12 protein-coding genes are annotated in these 16,057 nt (G+C 48.2%); 7 read left to right on the forward strand and 5 right to left on the reverse strand.

The features are described from left to right. Nucleotides 1-76: 76 nt before the first annotated feature. From ACXAH4_RS15135 to ACXAH4_RS15150, 4 genes are all read right to left on the reverse strand, one after another. The gene (locus ACXAH4_RS15135) at nt 77-2,149 is read right to left on the reverse strand and encodes an EAL domain-containing protein (protein ID WP_474882479.1); all 2,073 of its coding nucleotides are present in this window, start codon (nt 2,147-2,149) and stop codon (nt 77-79) included. 53 nt (nt 2,150-2,202) lie between these two features. After that, complete coding sequence (locus ACXAH4_RS15140) at nt 2,203-2,649, reverse strand: tellurite resistance TerB family protein (RefSeq protein WP_474882481.1); 447 nt, start codon at nt 2,647-2,649, stop codon at nt 2,203-2,205. A gap of 93 nt (nt 2,650-2,742) precedes the next feature. After that, nucleotides 2,743-4,392, reverse strand: a complete 1,650-nt coding sequence (locus tag ACXAH4_RS15145) for an ATP-binding SpoIIE family protein phosphatase (RefSeq protein WP_474882483.1) — start codon at nt 4,390-4,392, stop codon at nt 2,743-2,745. Nucleotides 4,393-4,413: 21 nt separating this feature from the next. Next, a complete protein-coding gene (locus ACXAH4_RS15150; RefSeq protein WP_474864392.1) occupies nt 4,414-4,719 on the reverse strand; it encodes an STAS domain-containing protein in 306 nt (101 codons plus the stop codon). 238 nt (nt 4,720-4,957) lie between these two features. On the opposite strand from ACXAH4_RS15150, the gene yciH reads away from it, so the two are divergent. The 7 genes from yciH to ACXAH4_RS15185 all read left to right on the forward strand — a co-directional run bounded on the left by yciH (nt 4,958) and on the right by ACXAH4_RS15185 (nt 13,011). Beyond that, nucleotides 4,958-5,281: a stress response translation initiation inhibitor YciH gene (gene yciH / locus ACXAH4_RS15155; protein ID WP_474882485.1), complete on the forward strand. Its 324-nt coding sequence runs from the start codon at nt 4,958-4,960 to the stop codon at nt 5,279-5,281. Between the two features lie 54 nt (nt 5,282-5,335). Continuing rightward, the gene (locus tag ACXAH4_RS15160; RefSeq protein WP_474864395.1) at nt 5,336-6,136 is read left to right on the forward strand and encodes a response regulator; all 801 of its coding nucleotides are present in this window, start codon (nt 5,336-5,338) and stop codon (nt 6,134-6,136) included. A gap of 255 nt (nt 6,137-6,391) precedes the next feature. Beyond that, entirely contained in the window at nt 6,392-7,579 is a 1,188-nt protein-coding gene (gene pheA / locus ACXAH4_RS15165; protein WP_119500799.1) for a prephenate dehydratase, read from the forward strand. Nucleotides 7,580-7,902: 323 nt separating this feature from the next. Continuing rightward, nucleotides 7,903-9,366, forward strand: coding sequence for a betaine-aldehyde dehydrogenase (betB, locus tag ACXAH4_RS15170; RefSeq protein WP_474882487.1), 1,464 nt, complete (start codon nt 7,903-7,905; stop codon nt 9,364-9,366). A gap of 9 nt (nt 9,367-9,375) precedes the next feature. Continuing rightward, nucleotides 9,376-11,079, forward strand: a complete 1,704-nt coding sequence (gene betA / locus ACXAH4_RS15175) for a choline dehydrogenase (protein ID WP_474882489.1) — start codon at nt 9,376-9,378, stop codon at nt 11,077-11,079. A 3-nt stretch (nt 11,080-11,082) separates the two neighbouring features. Then, a complete protein-coding gene (locus ACXAH4_RS15180; protein ID WP_474864400.1) occupies nt 11,083-12,300 on the forward strand; it encodes a BCCT family transporter in 1,218 nt (405 codons plus the stop codon). 9 nt (nt 12,301-12,309) lie between these two features. Beyond that, nucleotides 12,310-13,011, forward strand: coding sequence for a TorF family putative porin (locus ACXAH4_RS15185; protein WP_474882491.1), 702 nt, complete (start codon nt 12,310-12,312; stop codon nt 13,009-13,011). Between the two features lie 105 nt (nt 13,012-13,116). Here the strand turns inward: ACXAH4_RS15185 and ACXAH4_RS15190 are convergent, their stop codons facing one another. Next, nucleotides 13,117-15,723: a TonB-dependent receptor plug domain-containing protein gene (locus tag ACXAH4_RS15190; protein WP_474882598.1), complete on the reverse strand. Its 2,607-nt coding sequence runs from the start codon at nt 15,721-15,723 to the stop codon at nt 13,117-13,119. Nucleotides 15,724-16,057: the final 334 nt, after the last annotated feature.

A 16,057-nucleotide genomic window follows, 5' to 3' on the forward strand; every position in this document is an offset into this window, starting at 1 on the left:
TCAGTAACTTGTGGTTTAACACTACGAATAAGAAGTTGCAGGTGTTGCAAATTATCTACACTGGCGGCGCAAATTTTTATCCCTGCGCCGCATCCGGAGCATTTAATAAATGCAGATAATTTTGGTCAATAGTCAGCAGTTTGGAGAGGGGTACAGGCTTGCTGAACAAGTACCCCTGAACATGATCACAGCCATGCTCAATCAGATACGCCCATTGACCGGGGTGTTCTATACCTTCGGCACATACGGTTAGTGCCAGTCGTTTAGCCAGATCAATGATGGTACCGGTTACCAGCCGTGAGCGCTCAGAGGTGTCCAGTTCTCGGATAAACTGACGATCAACCTTAAGCGTATCGATGGTGATTTGCGTGAGGTAACTTAACGATGAATAACCGGTACCAAAATCATCCAGAGAAATAGCACAACCGAGATTGCTGAGACGCTTGAAGAACTTATCAGCAAAAGCAAAGTTTTCCAGATAGGCGGATTCGGTGACTTCAAATTCGAAATACTCAGGATTCACCTGATAACGTTCAAATAACCCGTAGATATCGTCGAACAAGCCGGTGTGGCGTAAATCGTGGCCGGACAGATTGATTGCGACTTTAAATTTACGGGAGATCAGCATTTGCAGATCGGGCAGTTCCATACATACCCGTTCAATCATCCACTGGGTGATGGCCGATATTTTACCGCCCTGCTCTGCAATGGGAATAAACTCTGACGGCATCACCAGACCAAATTCAGGGTGCTGCCAGCGTATGAGCGCTTCAAGGCCGATAATTTCACCCTGCTGACTAATTTTGGGCTGATAGTAAACCAGAAATTCATCCTGCCGGATGGCACCGTCAATGCTGTTAGCAATAGACATTTTACGCTTGTACGATTCAACCATATCAATGGTGAATAATGTGTAAGTCCCGCGTCCTTTCGCTTTAGATCGGTACATGGCAAGGTCAGCATTACTCATTAACTGACTGAGCTCGTACTCCGCATCACTGGCTCTGGCAATCCCTACACTGACACCAACTGTCAACGCCAGACCTCTCAGCATGAAGGGGTCGGTGAATGCGCTGACCAGTTTATCTGCCAGGTTTTTCAGGCTTGCATCCGACACGTCCCTGTCAGGCACAATAATAAATTCATCACCGCCCAGCCGTGCAATTAAATCGCCTTCCCGCAACAGGTTCACGACACGGTCCGCCACTTCTATCAGGATCAGATCGCCGGTTTCATGTCCCAGCGAGTCATTAATCCCTTTGAATCCGTCGAGATCAAAGAAAACCAGTGCCAAATCATCTTTGGTGCGTCTTACACGGGCCAGCTCAAGCCTGAGGTTATCCACCACAAATTGCCGGTTAGGGAGTCCTGTGAGGCTGTCGTAATTCGCCAGCCGCATCATTGTTTGCTGCTGTTCCACCAGCGTATCGTTCTGTTCTTTATTGATGATCAGCTCGACTTCGATTGTATCGAGAAAACTGTTGATACTGGTGCCCAGCCTGGCGACCTCGTGATTGTGTTTATCAGAAAATCGCTTTGAGTAGTCTTTGTCTCTGGCGATATCACGGGTAAATTCGATCAGGGCCTGCAGGGGTCTGAGCAATCTGCGGCTTACCAGCAGCGCGACAATCACGGTGAGAAAGATGGTGCCGGCAAGCCAGGGAATGACAGAGAAAAATAATGTCTTCTGCGACTGCGCCAGCAGCCCGTTCATGTCGCTGACCATTACCACTTTGCCAGTCAGATAAGGCTCTTTACCGATATTGGCTACGGCATACATAAGTCCGTCAGCCATCTGAATGCCAGCAGGCAATGTAACAGCAAAGGAGTCACTGGCGAGGTTATTCTGTTTAACCGAAGAGGTGATGAGGTTTTTTCTTAAATCAAATACGAAAGCCGCAGTGACCTGACGGTGTGATAACTGCAGAGCAAGTTCCTTTCGTGCTACTTCGCCATCGATGTCACGGTTACCCTGTGCCGGCTCCAGGCGGGCCGCCACATTCTGCACGAGGGCTGACAACTGCTCCTGCTGCATGGAGGTAACACGGGCTTGCTGCGCGTTCAGCGACACGATGTAGACAACGATTACAGACGCCGCTACTGCTACAGATATCAGCAACGTCAACGGCAACTTCATGGACCGGAACAAACTAACCTGCCTGATTGTTTACACCAGTCGGACGACTCAGCTATGCAAACTGCTCAACCGGCAGACTGTTCCGTAACGGAAAGCTTTGTTTTAATAAACTGGCTGTGAGGTAAATGTAATAAGTCGGCTATACGTCTGATGGTATGCTCTTCAACAGGAGCAATATTTTTATCGGCATAGGCCACTTCCCATAAGCCCGTTAGAATAGCCTGCTTTTCATCAATATTACACTTTTGATTAATAACATGTGTGAACTGCACCATATCGACCGCTTCTTCTGCCGACGTCTGACCTTCGTTCATTAATGCGTTCAGCTCATCAGCATCCAGAGAAAACTGCCTTTCCAGCAAGGCGCGGTATGCCTCAAGTTCCCTGGGGTCTGCTTCGCGATCTGCGCGAATAATTTCACTCAGCAACACGGCGGTAGCCAGTTCTGTTGTATGGGTTTGCGTTTTATCTGACGGGGGATCCCTGAACAAATCAAGTACGGCTTTTAACATGTGATATTCCGGTTTGGACGTTTAACTGTTTATACGCGTTTTCAACCAGAATGTTTCACCCCGTGAGATAAGCAATCAAGCGCCGGCGATAAATTACCGGTCAACAGACAACCGTATCTTCAGTGTGTTGCCGTTACCAGAGTAAGTCACCTGCTCACAAAGCTCGTTGAGTAGTGTCAGTCCACGGCCAAAACTGTTGTCTTCACCAGTATTTGCCGGCGCTGTATAATCAAAACCCTCTCCGGAATCGCTGATTGTGATATCCAGTGCAGCATCTTTGGGCAGAAACTGAATTAAAAAACTGACCGAGCCTTCCTGCAGTTGTTTAAGTCTGATTTCCCGCGCCTGATAATATTCCAGAAAGCCGTCCGGTGAGGACTTTAACGCAGAGTCCAGTTTCAGAATGCCATGTTCGAGTGCGTTATTGAACATCTCCGAGAGCACAGTGTAAAGATCTGAGCGCAGCAACGTCATACCGGGTTGTGAATTTATCATTTCGATAAGCGACGGTACGATATGCTGATTTTTAAGCTCTGCCCCGCTGAGAGACAAACTAATGCTGTAGGGCAGCTCATTGAGGGTAAAATCATTTTTCACTGTTGCCAGTGACTGACAGGTATACAACACAATGGTCATGTCGTCGGCCTGTTGCAGGTCGCCCCGGTAATTCACTGCCCTGTCGTGCAAATATTGTGAAGTTACCTTTGCCTGTGCGGAGAACCACTTAATAACGCCCTGTTCGTCAGCCATTTCTCCGGCGACATTCATCACTTCCATCAGTCCGTCGGTGTAGACAAGTAACTGGTCTCCCTCTGCCGCCTCGAACACCTCACAGTCATCTTCAAATTCATCAGACTCGAGGATACCCAAAGCCATATGCCTTGGCGGTAAGGTGCGCACCCGGCGTGTGCCAGCTTCCTTTAGCAATAACTGAGGCATGCCGCCATTCCAGACGGAAAACCGCTTGCCGCTGGCATCTATTTCCACAATGACAGCGGCACAAAACATATCTGCCGGAAGTAAAGATAATAAGGTGGTATTCAGTTTTGCCGCCATTTCTCCGGCAGAAAGACCACGCCTGGCCATAGAACGGAAAGACCGGCTGACAGGCAGCACACCGATAGCAGATGCAAGACCATGACCGGTGAAGTCACCCACCATGAAATACACGCCGCCGGCAGGACTGGCTTCACACAGAAACACATCTCCGTTAAACACCGCCGCCGGTGACAAATCGAAATCGAAGAAAGCGGTGATGTCAGACTTGTTTACAATGGCATTATTAAAAATATGCTCAACAATAGTATGTTCGCGGTCAACATTCTGCTGAAAATACCGTAAAGCACGGTTCTGCAATTCAATTTTATTGCTGAGTTGCCTGATACGCCCGTGAGCACGGATTTTCGCTGCCAGAATGACTTTATCAAAAGGCTTGGCGACAAAGTCATCACCACCCACTTCAAGACAACGGGCCAGACTCTCTTTATCGTCCAGTGAAGTGATGAAAATCACCGGCAGATAGCTGTCACCATACATTTGCTTTAAATGGGGAGCGACCTCGTATCCGTTCATCTGGGGCATGATCACATCAAGCAAAATAAGATCAGGCTTAAGCCGTGAGGCCATCTCCAGTGCTTCTGCACCATTTTTCGCTTCGTAGCAATCAGTGTACCCCTCTTCTTCCAGCATGTGCAGAAGCAAAAAGCGGTTCAGCGACTCGTCATCGACAATCAGAATTTTCATGGCTTTGAGCCTTTCCGCTTATCAGGAAATGGCAAATTTCTTGTCGAACCGGGAGATAGTTAAGATGCGCCCGACCTGAGGACGACAATGGGTTATTTTGTATTTCAGCGATTTGTCTGCCAGTGTTTTCTGCATGTTGAGCAACATGCCAAGAGCCGAACTGTCCATGTATTCCGTTTTGCCCAAATCGACTTCTACGGTTTCAACAGTTTGAGGTAGCGACATATACGCATCTCTGAATTCCTGCACCTTGCCGAAATCAAATTTATCGTCCATTTCGATTACCCAGGTGACGCCATCATCAGATAAACCAGCTGTAATTGTCATTCATTCTTCCTTTGATTAAACCTTGTTTAAGCGTAGTCCGTTATTAACCGTTTATAAAACATAAACAACGGAAAAAGCCGGAATCCATTGGGATTTCCTTGTAATATTTCTTATCATTACCTTAACTGGCACACTAACGTACTGAGATGCATGCGGAAATAGCGAAAAGCGCACTGATATTAGACTAAAGACTAAATCACCCGTACGGTGCCATACAAACGTAATCAGAGACATACATATGCAAGACTCAAAATTAGTATACAGTACCGACGGTGGACGTGTTCAGGAATCGAAACCACAAATGACCCGCTCATCTTCCAAAGATGGTGTGGTCAGAATTCAACGTGAAACAAAAGGACGCAAAGGTAAAGGTGTGTCTGTTATCCACGGTCTGGACCTGGATGCAAAAGCCCTGAAGGCCTTGTGTACCGAGCTGAAGAAGAAATGCAGCTGCGGTGGCGCAGTAAAAGAAGGCCTGATAGAAGTGCAAACTGATGACCGCGAAAAACTGCGGACTTTACTTCAGGACAAACAATATACCGTTAAACTGGCCGGTGGATAAACCGAATCCTTACTACAATTAGTCTCATTCAATAGTGACGTCAGGTGAGAAAAAATGGAAAAGCTTTCAATCTCTGACTTGCACATAGTGCTGGTCGAACCTTCAGATACACAACGAAAAATAATTACAAACCTGTTACTCAAGGAAAACGTCAGAGAAATTGACGCTGTCAGTTCAATCAAAGAAGCCCGCGACGCTATCGAATCCCACAGTGCAGATTTGGTTGTCAGTGCCATGTATTTTGAAGACGGCACCGCCATTGAGTTACTAAAATTCATTAAAAGTCATCAGGAATATGCATCCATTCCTTTCATGCTGGTGTCCAGCGAAAGCCGTACTGTGAAACTGGAAGAATTTAAACAGGCAGGGGTAGCCGCGATTTTGCCTAAGCCTTTCGAACCCATTCACCTGTCCCGGGCACTGAACGCAAGTTTAGATTTAATTAATCACGATGAGCTTGAACTGGAATTGTTCGACGTGCATGAAGTCCGCGTGCTGCTGGTTGATGACAGCCGTCTGGCCCGTAATCATATCCGCCGGGTGCTGGAAGGAATGGGTCTGAAGAAGATCACTGAAGCAGAAAACGGTGCCATGGCCCTGACGCATATAAAAGATGCCGAATTTGATTTGGTAGTGACAGACTACAACATGCCGGAAATGGACGGCCGTGAATTATCTGAATTTATTCGCTTTAATCCGGAAACTGCGCATATTCCAATTATCATGGTGACATCTGAGTCTCAGGACAGTATGCACATGGCTAACATTCAGCAAACCGGGGTTAATGCCCTGTGTGATAAACCCTTCGAACCTACCGAAGTGCGGGCTATGCTGGCGGCACTTTTAGGCGAGTAACTGGTAAACCCCAGTGCTGTTAGCACAACCGGCACTAAGATTGAAGATGAACGGTGATAACGACCGGTGCAAAACTGTATAAAACTATTGACACTCACCGGTCATCGTCATAAAGTCGGCCATATGAAAACGAATATAAAGCACACTAACGCATTCTTTTTTGGTTTTATCACCTTCATTTGAGGGAGGATGCGCTGTGTGTATAAACCTCCCGCACGGGAGGTTTTTTTTTGCCACGAATACGAGTGTAGAACTATGTCAGAACCCGCTTTAGACGCAATACGAAAACGCATTACCGAACTGGACAGCCAGTTGTTAACCCTGCTGGCCGAGCGGCGTCAGCTGACCAATGAAGTAGCAGAAACTAAAATCCGCCACCACATTCCGGTGAGAGACGTTAAACGGGAAGAACAACTGCTTATCCGTTTAATCAAAGAAGGCCGGAACGCTGGCCTGGATCCCCACTACGTCACCCAGATTTTTCACGTTATCATTGAAGACAGTGTACTGAATCAGCAAGCCATGCTGGCCGAACGGGCAAATCCCGGCAGCAGCCTGCCGCTTAACCGTGTTGCTTTTCTGGGCGATAAAGGGTCGTACAGCTATCTGGCAACACAAAAATATTTCTCCCGCCGGCCCGGTGAACTGATGGAAATGGGCTGCCAGAGCTTTGCTGAAATTGTTCAGAAAGTAGAAAGTAATGAAGCTGATTACGCTGTACTCCCCATTGAAAACACCAGCTCAGGCAGCATCAATGAAGTTTATGACCAGCTGCAACACACTCACCTGAGTATCATTGGTGAACTTACCCACCCTGTCCGCCACAGCTTGCTGGTAGCTAAAGACACCAGTCTCAGCAAAATTAAAACCTTGTATGCCCACCCTCAGGTATTTACTCAGTGCAGCCATTTCCTCGCGGAACTGGGCAATGTTGAAGTGAAAACCATGGATGCCACCTCTTCAGCGATGCTGACTGTCAGTGAGTTACAACGTGACGATGTGGCTGCTATCGGCAGTGAAGCCGGCGGAAATCTTTACGGATTAATGGCTATTAAGTCTAATCTGGCAAATCAGAAAGAGAACCACAGCCGCTTCTTTGTTGTATCAAGAGATCCGGTAAAAGTACCGCTACAGGTTCCGGCTAAGACCACGATTATTATGTCTACTGTACAAAAGCCGGGGGCTCTCGTTGAAGCACTGACGGTGCTCAAAGACAACCAGCTTAATATGACCAAACTGGAATCACGGCCGATCACGGGTAATCCCTGGGAAGAAATGTTTTACATCGACTTCGAAGGAAATCTGGAAGACGGACCGGTACAGAATGCCATTGAGAGCCTGAAAAAGATGACCCGCTACCTGAAGGTGCTGGGTTGTTACCCCACTGAAGAAGTCAGTCCGACAAAAGTAGCCGCCGCCAGCGCGCTCATCGACAGCGAGTAATCGCCAACATTTAAATCAGCCCCGTGCAGGGGCTGATTTGCCTTTTCCTCTCATTTCTGCGACCATGCGCCGCGATTTATACTGCGTTTTTTTCTGCTGAAGTTCAGCATGCTATCTATATGATACAGAAAGCTTTCAAATTCACTAAATAATAATTAAGCGTCATCACACCCGTTTGACTTCAAACGAAAGTGAGCCAAAACACCCTCTCAGAAAGTATATAACGCGATTTCGAACTGAATGATACCTGCACTGCGGGGGTATTTTGCTACCCGTATTTTGGCCGGTGTCATCGTCATTTTTAATTTTTACTGAGGTATCTAATGTCTGAAAAAAGACTTCTGAATTTTATCCACGGCAAACCTGTCAGTAACCAGTCCGGGGAAACCTTCTCTGTTACTAACCCGGCCACCGGAGAAGTCATTTACGATGTTGAAGTTGCTGATGACTCAATCCGTCAGGCAGCAATAGAGAGTGCCAGAGAAGGTTTTAAGCAGTGGTCCTCTATGACTGCAATGGCACGTTCACGAATACTGCTTAAAGCCGTCGCTATTCTGCGTGAGCGCAACGACGAACTGGCCCGTTACGAAGTACTGGATACCGGAAAGCCTATTCAGGAAGCAGATTGTGTGGATGTGGTCACCGGTGCTGATGCCATCGAATACTTCGCCAATCTTGCCCCTGTTCAGGTTGGTCAGCAACAGGATCTGGGCGGGGATTTCTACTACACCCGAAAAGAACCTCTGGGCATTTGTGCCGGGATTGGTGCGTGGAATTATCCAATCCAGATCGCCTGCTGGAAATCAGCGCCGGCAGTGGCCGCCGGCAATGCCATGCTGTTCAAGCCATCAGAAGAAACACCGCGGGGAGCGGTTGAGCTGGCCAAAGTCTACATAGAAGCCGGCGTTCCAGCCGGTGTGTTTAATGTGGTTCATGGTGACGGCGACACAGGTAACTGGCTGACCACTCACCCGGACATTGAAAAAGTGTCGTTTACCGGCGAAGTAGGCACGGGCCGTAAAGTAATGGAAGCCGCTGCCGCCAATTTAAAAGATGTCACCATGGAGTTAGGTGGCAAGTCCCCCCTTATCGTTTTTGACGATGCGGATATTTCTCAGGCAGTGAGTGCAGCCATGCTGGGGAATTTTTACACCCAGGGCGAAGTATGCACAAACTGCACTCGGGTATTTGTTCATGAAAGCGTTTATGACGCTTTTGTCAGTGAACTGAAAACCCGCACAGAAACCAATATCAAAGCCGGCGACCCGATGAACCCGGACGTCAATTTCGGCGCCCTGATTTCAAAAAAACATCAGGACCTTGTGATGGGATATATCGAAAAAGGGAAAGCTGAAGGCGCAACACTGCTCACCGGCGGCACGACGTTGCAACCGGACGATGCCCCCAACGGCTATTTCGTGGCACCAACCATTTTCACTGACTGTTCGGACGACATGACTATCTGCAGGGAAGAAATCTTCGGCCCTGTCATGAGTATTCTGACCTTCAAAGATGAAGACGAAGTGATAGGCCGTGCTAATAACACCCCTCTGGGCCTGGCAGCAGGCATCATGACCAAAGATGTACAGCGGGCTCACCGTGTCATCCACCAGCTGAAAGCCGGAATTTGCTGGGTCAATAATTACGGCGCTTCTCCTGCTGAAATGCCTGTGGGCGGCTATAAGCTATCCGGCATCGGCCGTGAGAACGGTATCGAAACCCTTGATCAGTATACCCAGACAAAATCGGTATACATGGGCATGACACCACTTGAAGCACCGTTTTAAGGAGTCACGATGAAACAGTATGACTACATTATCGTCGGTGCGGGCTCTGCAGGCTGTGTGCTGGCAAACCGCTTGTCTGCCAATACGCTGCATAAGGTATTACTGGTAGAAACCGGCGGCAGTGATAAAAGCATTTTCATTCAGATGCCCACTGCCCTGTCGATTCCGATGAATACCGACAAATACGCCTGGCAGTTTCACACGGAACCGGAGCCTTATCTTGATGACCGTGAAATGCACTGCCCGAGAGGAAAGGTGCTGGGTGGCTCATCATCAATAAACGGAATGGTGTACGTACGGGGCCATGCCCGCGACTTTGATGAATGGGCAGAGCACGGTGCTGAGCAATGGGATTATCAACATTGTCTGCCTTATTTTAAACGTGCAGAAGACTGGTACGAAGGTGCCAACGCCTACCGCGGAGAAGACGGCCCGCTGGGAACAAATAACGGCAACCAGATGCAGAACCCCCTTTATACCGCTTTTATTGAAGCGGGCAAACAGGCGGGTTATGCAGAAACTCTCGATTACAACGGCGCACAGCAGGAAGGTTTTGGCCCGATGCACATGACCGTGCAAGGCGGAAAACGCTGCTCTGCCGCAAGAGCTTATCTGGATCCGGTTAAGCACCGTAATAACCTGACCATTGTGACCCTGGCGACTGTTGAAAAAGTCCTGCTGGAAGGCAAAGTCGCAAAAGGTATTCAGTTCACCGGCAAAGACGGCACTGAAAAAGCGTTTGCAAGCAAAGCTGTTATTCTCAGTGCCGGTTCCATCGGCTCTCCTCATTTGTTGCAACTATCCGGTATCGGTAACCGTGAAGTACTCGAAAAAGCCGGTATTGATTGTCAGCATCACTTACCTGGTGTGGGAGAAAACTTGCAGGACCATCTGGAGTTTTATTTCCAGTTTTACTGCAAAGAACCAGTCACACTGAACAGCAAACTGGACTGGTTTTCAAAAGGCCTGATCGGAGCCCGCTGGCTGTTGTTTAAAGACGGCCTGGGTGCCACCAATCACTTTGAGTCCTGCGGCTTTATCCGCTCGAAAGAAGGTGTGGAATGGCCTGATCTGCAATACCACTTTTTACCCGCCGCCATACGTTACGATGGAAAAAGCGCAGTGAAAGGTGACGGGTTCCAGGTGCACATTGGTCACAACAAACCAAAGAGCCGTGGGTTCGTGCATGTAAAATCAGCGGATCCGTCACAGGCTCCGGCAATACAGTTTAATTACCTGCAACATCAGGATGACATAGAAGGCTTCCGTGCCTGCGTCAGACTGACCCGCGAAATCATCAATCAGTCTGCGTTCGACAAGTACCGTGGTGAAGAAATCCAGCCCGGCAAACAGGTGCAGACTGATGAGGAAATCGATGCATTTGTCCGCCGGGCGGTGGAAAGTGCCTACCACCCCTCCTGCTCATGCAAAATGGGTGAAGATGATATGGCCGTCGTCGACTCGCAAACCCGGGTACACGGTATCGCTAATCTGCACGTGGTTGACTCGTCCATCTTCCCCACCATTCCTAACGGCAACCTGAATGCACCGACCATCATGGTGGCCGAGCGGGCTGCCGATCTGATCCTGGGTAATGAACCACTTGCCTCAGAGAACCGGGATGTGCTGGGCGATCTTAAGTGGAAGCAACGTCAGCGCAGCAGAGATATGGGTGTAATGGGCGTTGAATCGCCGGTGAACAATCAGGAGTAACCTATGAATTTATGGTTAAGCGCCGGTATCGCGCTAACCCTTATCGCCATCGTTTTTATTTTGTGGAAATGGGGCAACTTAACCATGATCGGTGTGACGCCGGTGAAAACACTGACCTTCATTTCCATTCTGTTTACTTCAGGACTGGATGTAGGACTTATCATGTTTCCATTGACGGAGTTCAGCACCTATGCCGATACCCCGGCAAACCCGGAGTATGCCTTTACCAACCCTCTCGCCATTGAGTTCGGGTTCTGGGGCTTCTTCATCTGGGCTTTTTACTTTGTTACCTGTTTTTACTTTTGTGTCATCGAGCCGAAGGTAAAATTCTTTGAAATCAGCTGGGTAAAGTTCATCAATAACATGGTGATCATCGGTACCTGTGCATTTACGGCGTTCCTGCTTCTTAAAAACCTGCCATGGTATTTGCCGTCCCTCGGAGATGGCGAGTCCATAGTACCTGTGTTTTATCTTATCGTGTTCGCAGCCATCGCTTTTTCGGTGTACAGCAGCACAGATATTAAATACGTCAGAATTTTAAGTGTTTCTACGACCTGGTTGTTTATCTCGCTCATCGCATTCATGTGGGGCGGTGCTTTCTTGTGGGGTAAAAGTGACATTTCAGAATACTTCGCTGCCACATCCTTGCTGGGCGGCTATTTCGCAAATATTGAGCACTTTCTGTTCCCGTTGAATAACTATCACGCGTTTTATCTGTTCTGGTGGTTTGCCTGGAGCATCATGATTGGTCAGTTTACTTCCCGCTTCGTCGGAGGCTTAAAAACCTGGCAGGTGCTGTCAGCGATGTTGATCTTCCCCTCGATTCCCATCGCACTGTGGTTTGGTGTGCTGTATCACTATCACGAGGCCGGTTTAGACACCACCGGGATTCGCAACATCGCCATGGTGTTTGTGGGTATTGTGTTCGTGATCAACTCGCTGGATTCCCTCATTCGTTTATATACCGACAACCTGAATCTGTCGTCAGGACGACTGGGTAAATGGAAATACTTCTTCCTGAACTTCATCGCACTGGCAGCACTGACCATGCTGTTCAAAATCGACTTCCTGAAAATTCAGTGGGTCGGCGCCCTGGTGATTGCCCTGTTCTATTGCTGTCTGGGCTATATTCTGTACAAAAAATTCACACCGGTCAGAAAAATAGACAGCTCACCGAAAGAAAACGAACTCGATTTTGAAAAAATCGAAACCATGCAGTAAGGAGAAAATATGCAGTTTACATATTCAAAAATGGTAGCGATTTGCTCACTTGCCGTTGCACCGGCCGCGCTGGCGGACTGGTCAGCCACGGTAACCGGCGCCTCTGATTACATGTTTAACGGGGTAAGTCAGACGCAGAATGATCCGGCCCTTCAGGGCAGTATCGACTATGCGGCTGACAACGGCTGGTATGCGGGCAGCTGGACATCCAATGTGGATTACGGCGATGCAGCAAACCGCGAACTGGATTTTTACACCGGTTATTATCAGTCACTGAATGATTCAACAGATGCTGATTTCGGTATTGCTTACTACAGCTACTATGGCAGCTCTGCAGCCAGCGAATATAACTACCCGGAGATGTACGGAAAACTGATTTTTACCCACCGTCTGGGTATAACAGAAACCACACTGTGGTATTCGTGGGATTATTTCGGTACCGGCGCAGACCATGTCATCGGGAAAGTCGCCCATACGTTCAGTATTGCAGACAACCATGCAATACAGCTGACGGTTGATAACTCTCATTCACTGGATGAAGAAAAATATCAGTGGGATACCGGTGACAGCAGTTATGTGCATTACAAAGTGGCGTATCAGACGCAGTTTCATGGTTTTGATATCGAGATTGCAGCGGAGGATACAACATTGAGTTACGACACGGCGGATGCAAGATTATTTGCCAGTGTCAGCCGCACATTCAGCTTTTAACTAAAAAAAAGCGCAACACGGTACCAGGGAGACGACCGGTTGCGCAGTTCAATCAGAGTAAAGCAAGCATGTTTGAGGACTTGCTTTACTCATATTGCACAAAGCTTAGAAGCGTGCAGTGATGCGGGCGTGTAAATAACGGCCCAGCACGTCGTAAACTTCCGGTACTGTGTTCATATCGTTGTACGAATAGAGGTACGGAGGCGTTTTATCAAACAGGTTGTCAATACCGGCAGACACTGACCACTGATCATTGATGTAGTATTCACCTGAAACATCGTGGTACACCACAGTACCCACATCAGTCATCAGACCGTACGATTCCAGATAGTAATCGTCTGTCATGCCACCGATGTAACGCACCTTCCAGCGCAGCTTCCAGTCATCGGTACCAGCTTTAATCGCAAAGTTAGACTTCCACTCTGCAAATCCACCGTTGTTACCGTCGATTTTACCTGTGTATTCCACATTGTCTTCAGTGTACTCAAGCAGACGGGTGGTATCCCAGTTAACGTTCCAGTTGAGACCCAGTGCGTCGAAGTTATAGGTCACATTGGCATCAACACCACGGGTTTTCAGGGTACCCACGTTAGTCAGCGGTGATTCCATATAATCTATGTTACCGGTGATATCGTCACGGACGATGCTCAGAACACTACAAGCTTCTTCATCACCACCGTAACAGCTGTCCAGATAAGACTGTGTATCGATACGGGAAATTGCGTTGCTCAATTCAATGGTGAAATAATCCAGTGTCATTGATAAGCCTTCCACAAAAGACGGGCTGTACACCACACCTAATGTATAAGTATCAGCCTCTTCCGGGCTCAGGTTATCAATGGTCACGTAGGTATTCTCAATCTGAGAATCCGTGTACGCATAAGAGATGTTACCAATCTGCGCATTACAAGCCTGATATACGTTTGACGCGGTATCCAGGCTGCCATAGCCTGAGCACGGATCAACCAGGTAATCGAAGGAACCCACGTTACCGCCGTACAGTTCATCGACGGTGGGAGCACGGAATGCAGTAGACGCCACACCACGGAACATCAGATCTTCGTTCACTCGCCAGGTCAGACCCAGCTTCCAGGTGATATCAGAATCAAACGTGCTGTAATCAAACCAGCGGATAGCGGCATCAAGAGACAGCTCTTCTGCTCCCGGGACGTCAGCCAGTAAAGGCACAGCAAATTCTGCGTAAACCTGCGTGGTGTCGTAGCCGCCGGATGTAGGATCCTGCGCCGAGGCGCTGCCATCACCTGCAACAGTTACCGCATCAGGCTGATACCAGCCTTTCTCTTTACGGTATTCCGCACCACCGGCAAAGCCGACGAAACCGGCTGGCAGTTCAAAAAGCTCTCCCGACAGGTTTACATTCCAGGAAGTAAACTGGTTACCACCGGATGCCTGGTCGGTATAAGTGATGTAATCCAGAGTATCCTGAGTAATATTGCCTTCAGTGGCGAACCAGTCCTGACAAGGAATCGTGACATCGTCACACACATCAGTGTCCATGGTCTGATAAATTTTAGTCAGGTTGATGTAATTGGAAGAACGGTCTGTGGCATCGTTACGGCCGTAGGTGTAAGACACATCCCAGTCCAAACCGTTACCGATATCCAGATAGCCCTGGAATCCGACGACTGAACGGATGGTATCTGTGGTCTGATCGAAAACCCGGTCACCCACTTCTGTCATACGACGACGCATGGAGGTTGCAACACCGAAAGGGTTACCTGTCGCATCAGCGGTCAGGGTTGCACTGATCGGAGACGGTGCCATTTGCTGCGTGGATGTACGCTTGGTATACAAAAATTCCATGTATGCCTGTGCATCATCAGTCAGGTTGTAATTACCGTTCGCGAATAAGCCGATACGTTCCTGCGGCGTGTACAGATAAGAACGCTCAGAGTAGTTGTAAGGCGTGTAACCTTCAGAGAAGTTCTTATCACTGTCCAGTGTTCCCCAGCCGTCGCCCGCATTGTATGCACCACCCGGTACATAGGAACTGCCTGACTGGCAGTTACCTTCTGCATCATAATCGTTGTCAGGACAGGCAGAGAAACCACGGTCGCCCTGCATGGCAGAGCCACGGTCAACATAGCTGATACCCAGAACGATATTGCCTTTATCGCCGCCTGCACCGGTTACAATACTGATGTTACCTGTGTTAGCGTCACCCTCATCACTGCCTGCATAACCGACATCAATCTGAAAACCTTCAAAGTCGTCTTTTGTAATGATGTTAACCACACCGGCAACAGCGTCTGAGCCGTATACCGCAGAAGCACCGTCTTTCAGTACTTCAATACGCTTGATTGCCGCCAGCGGGATAGTGTTAAGGTCAACCGAAGAGTCTGCGCCGGTACCGGAATTTACCATTCTGCGGCCATTAACCAGTACCAGTGTACGGTTGGCGCCTAAACCACGCAGGTTAATGCGGGCAGCCCCCACACCGCCGTTGTTCGATGCGGCACCTGTTGCCATACCACTGGCAGCAGGACTTTGTTGTAAAACCTGTTCAACCGACGTGTAGCTGCCTAAAGAAATGTCTTCAGCGCTGATGATTGCAACGGGACTGGCCGTTTCCATGTCGGTACGCTTAATGCGTGAGCCGGTAACCTGCACTTTTTCAACCTGCTGTTCAGCTGTGGCTGTATCCTGTGCGAAGGCGTGTGTTGTCGTTAGAAGGGTTGAAGCTGCTCCCATTGCAAATGCAATTTTAATCGATTGGGCGATTTTAGGATTGATGTTCACTTTTTAGTTCCCCTGAACTATTTGCATTATCTGAAATCAGACAATTACGAAGTTCTGATTATTGATGGTTATATTTGTGCGACTGAAATCGCGGCGGGGAATAAACCATAATCCAGCTGTGTAAATCAATTTACAAAAGGGGAAATAGCGACAAAAATTCCATTTTTTACTTTTAATTACATTTTAAAGACAGTGGATGAATAAGTTTTACACACATCAGTAAAACCTAAATAAAGCCCAAATAAATAATCATTTTATTGATAGTGAACACTAACTTTGAATTAAT

The sequence above is a fragment of the Alteromonas sp. ABV2_168 genome (genome assembly GCF_056161165.1).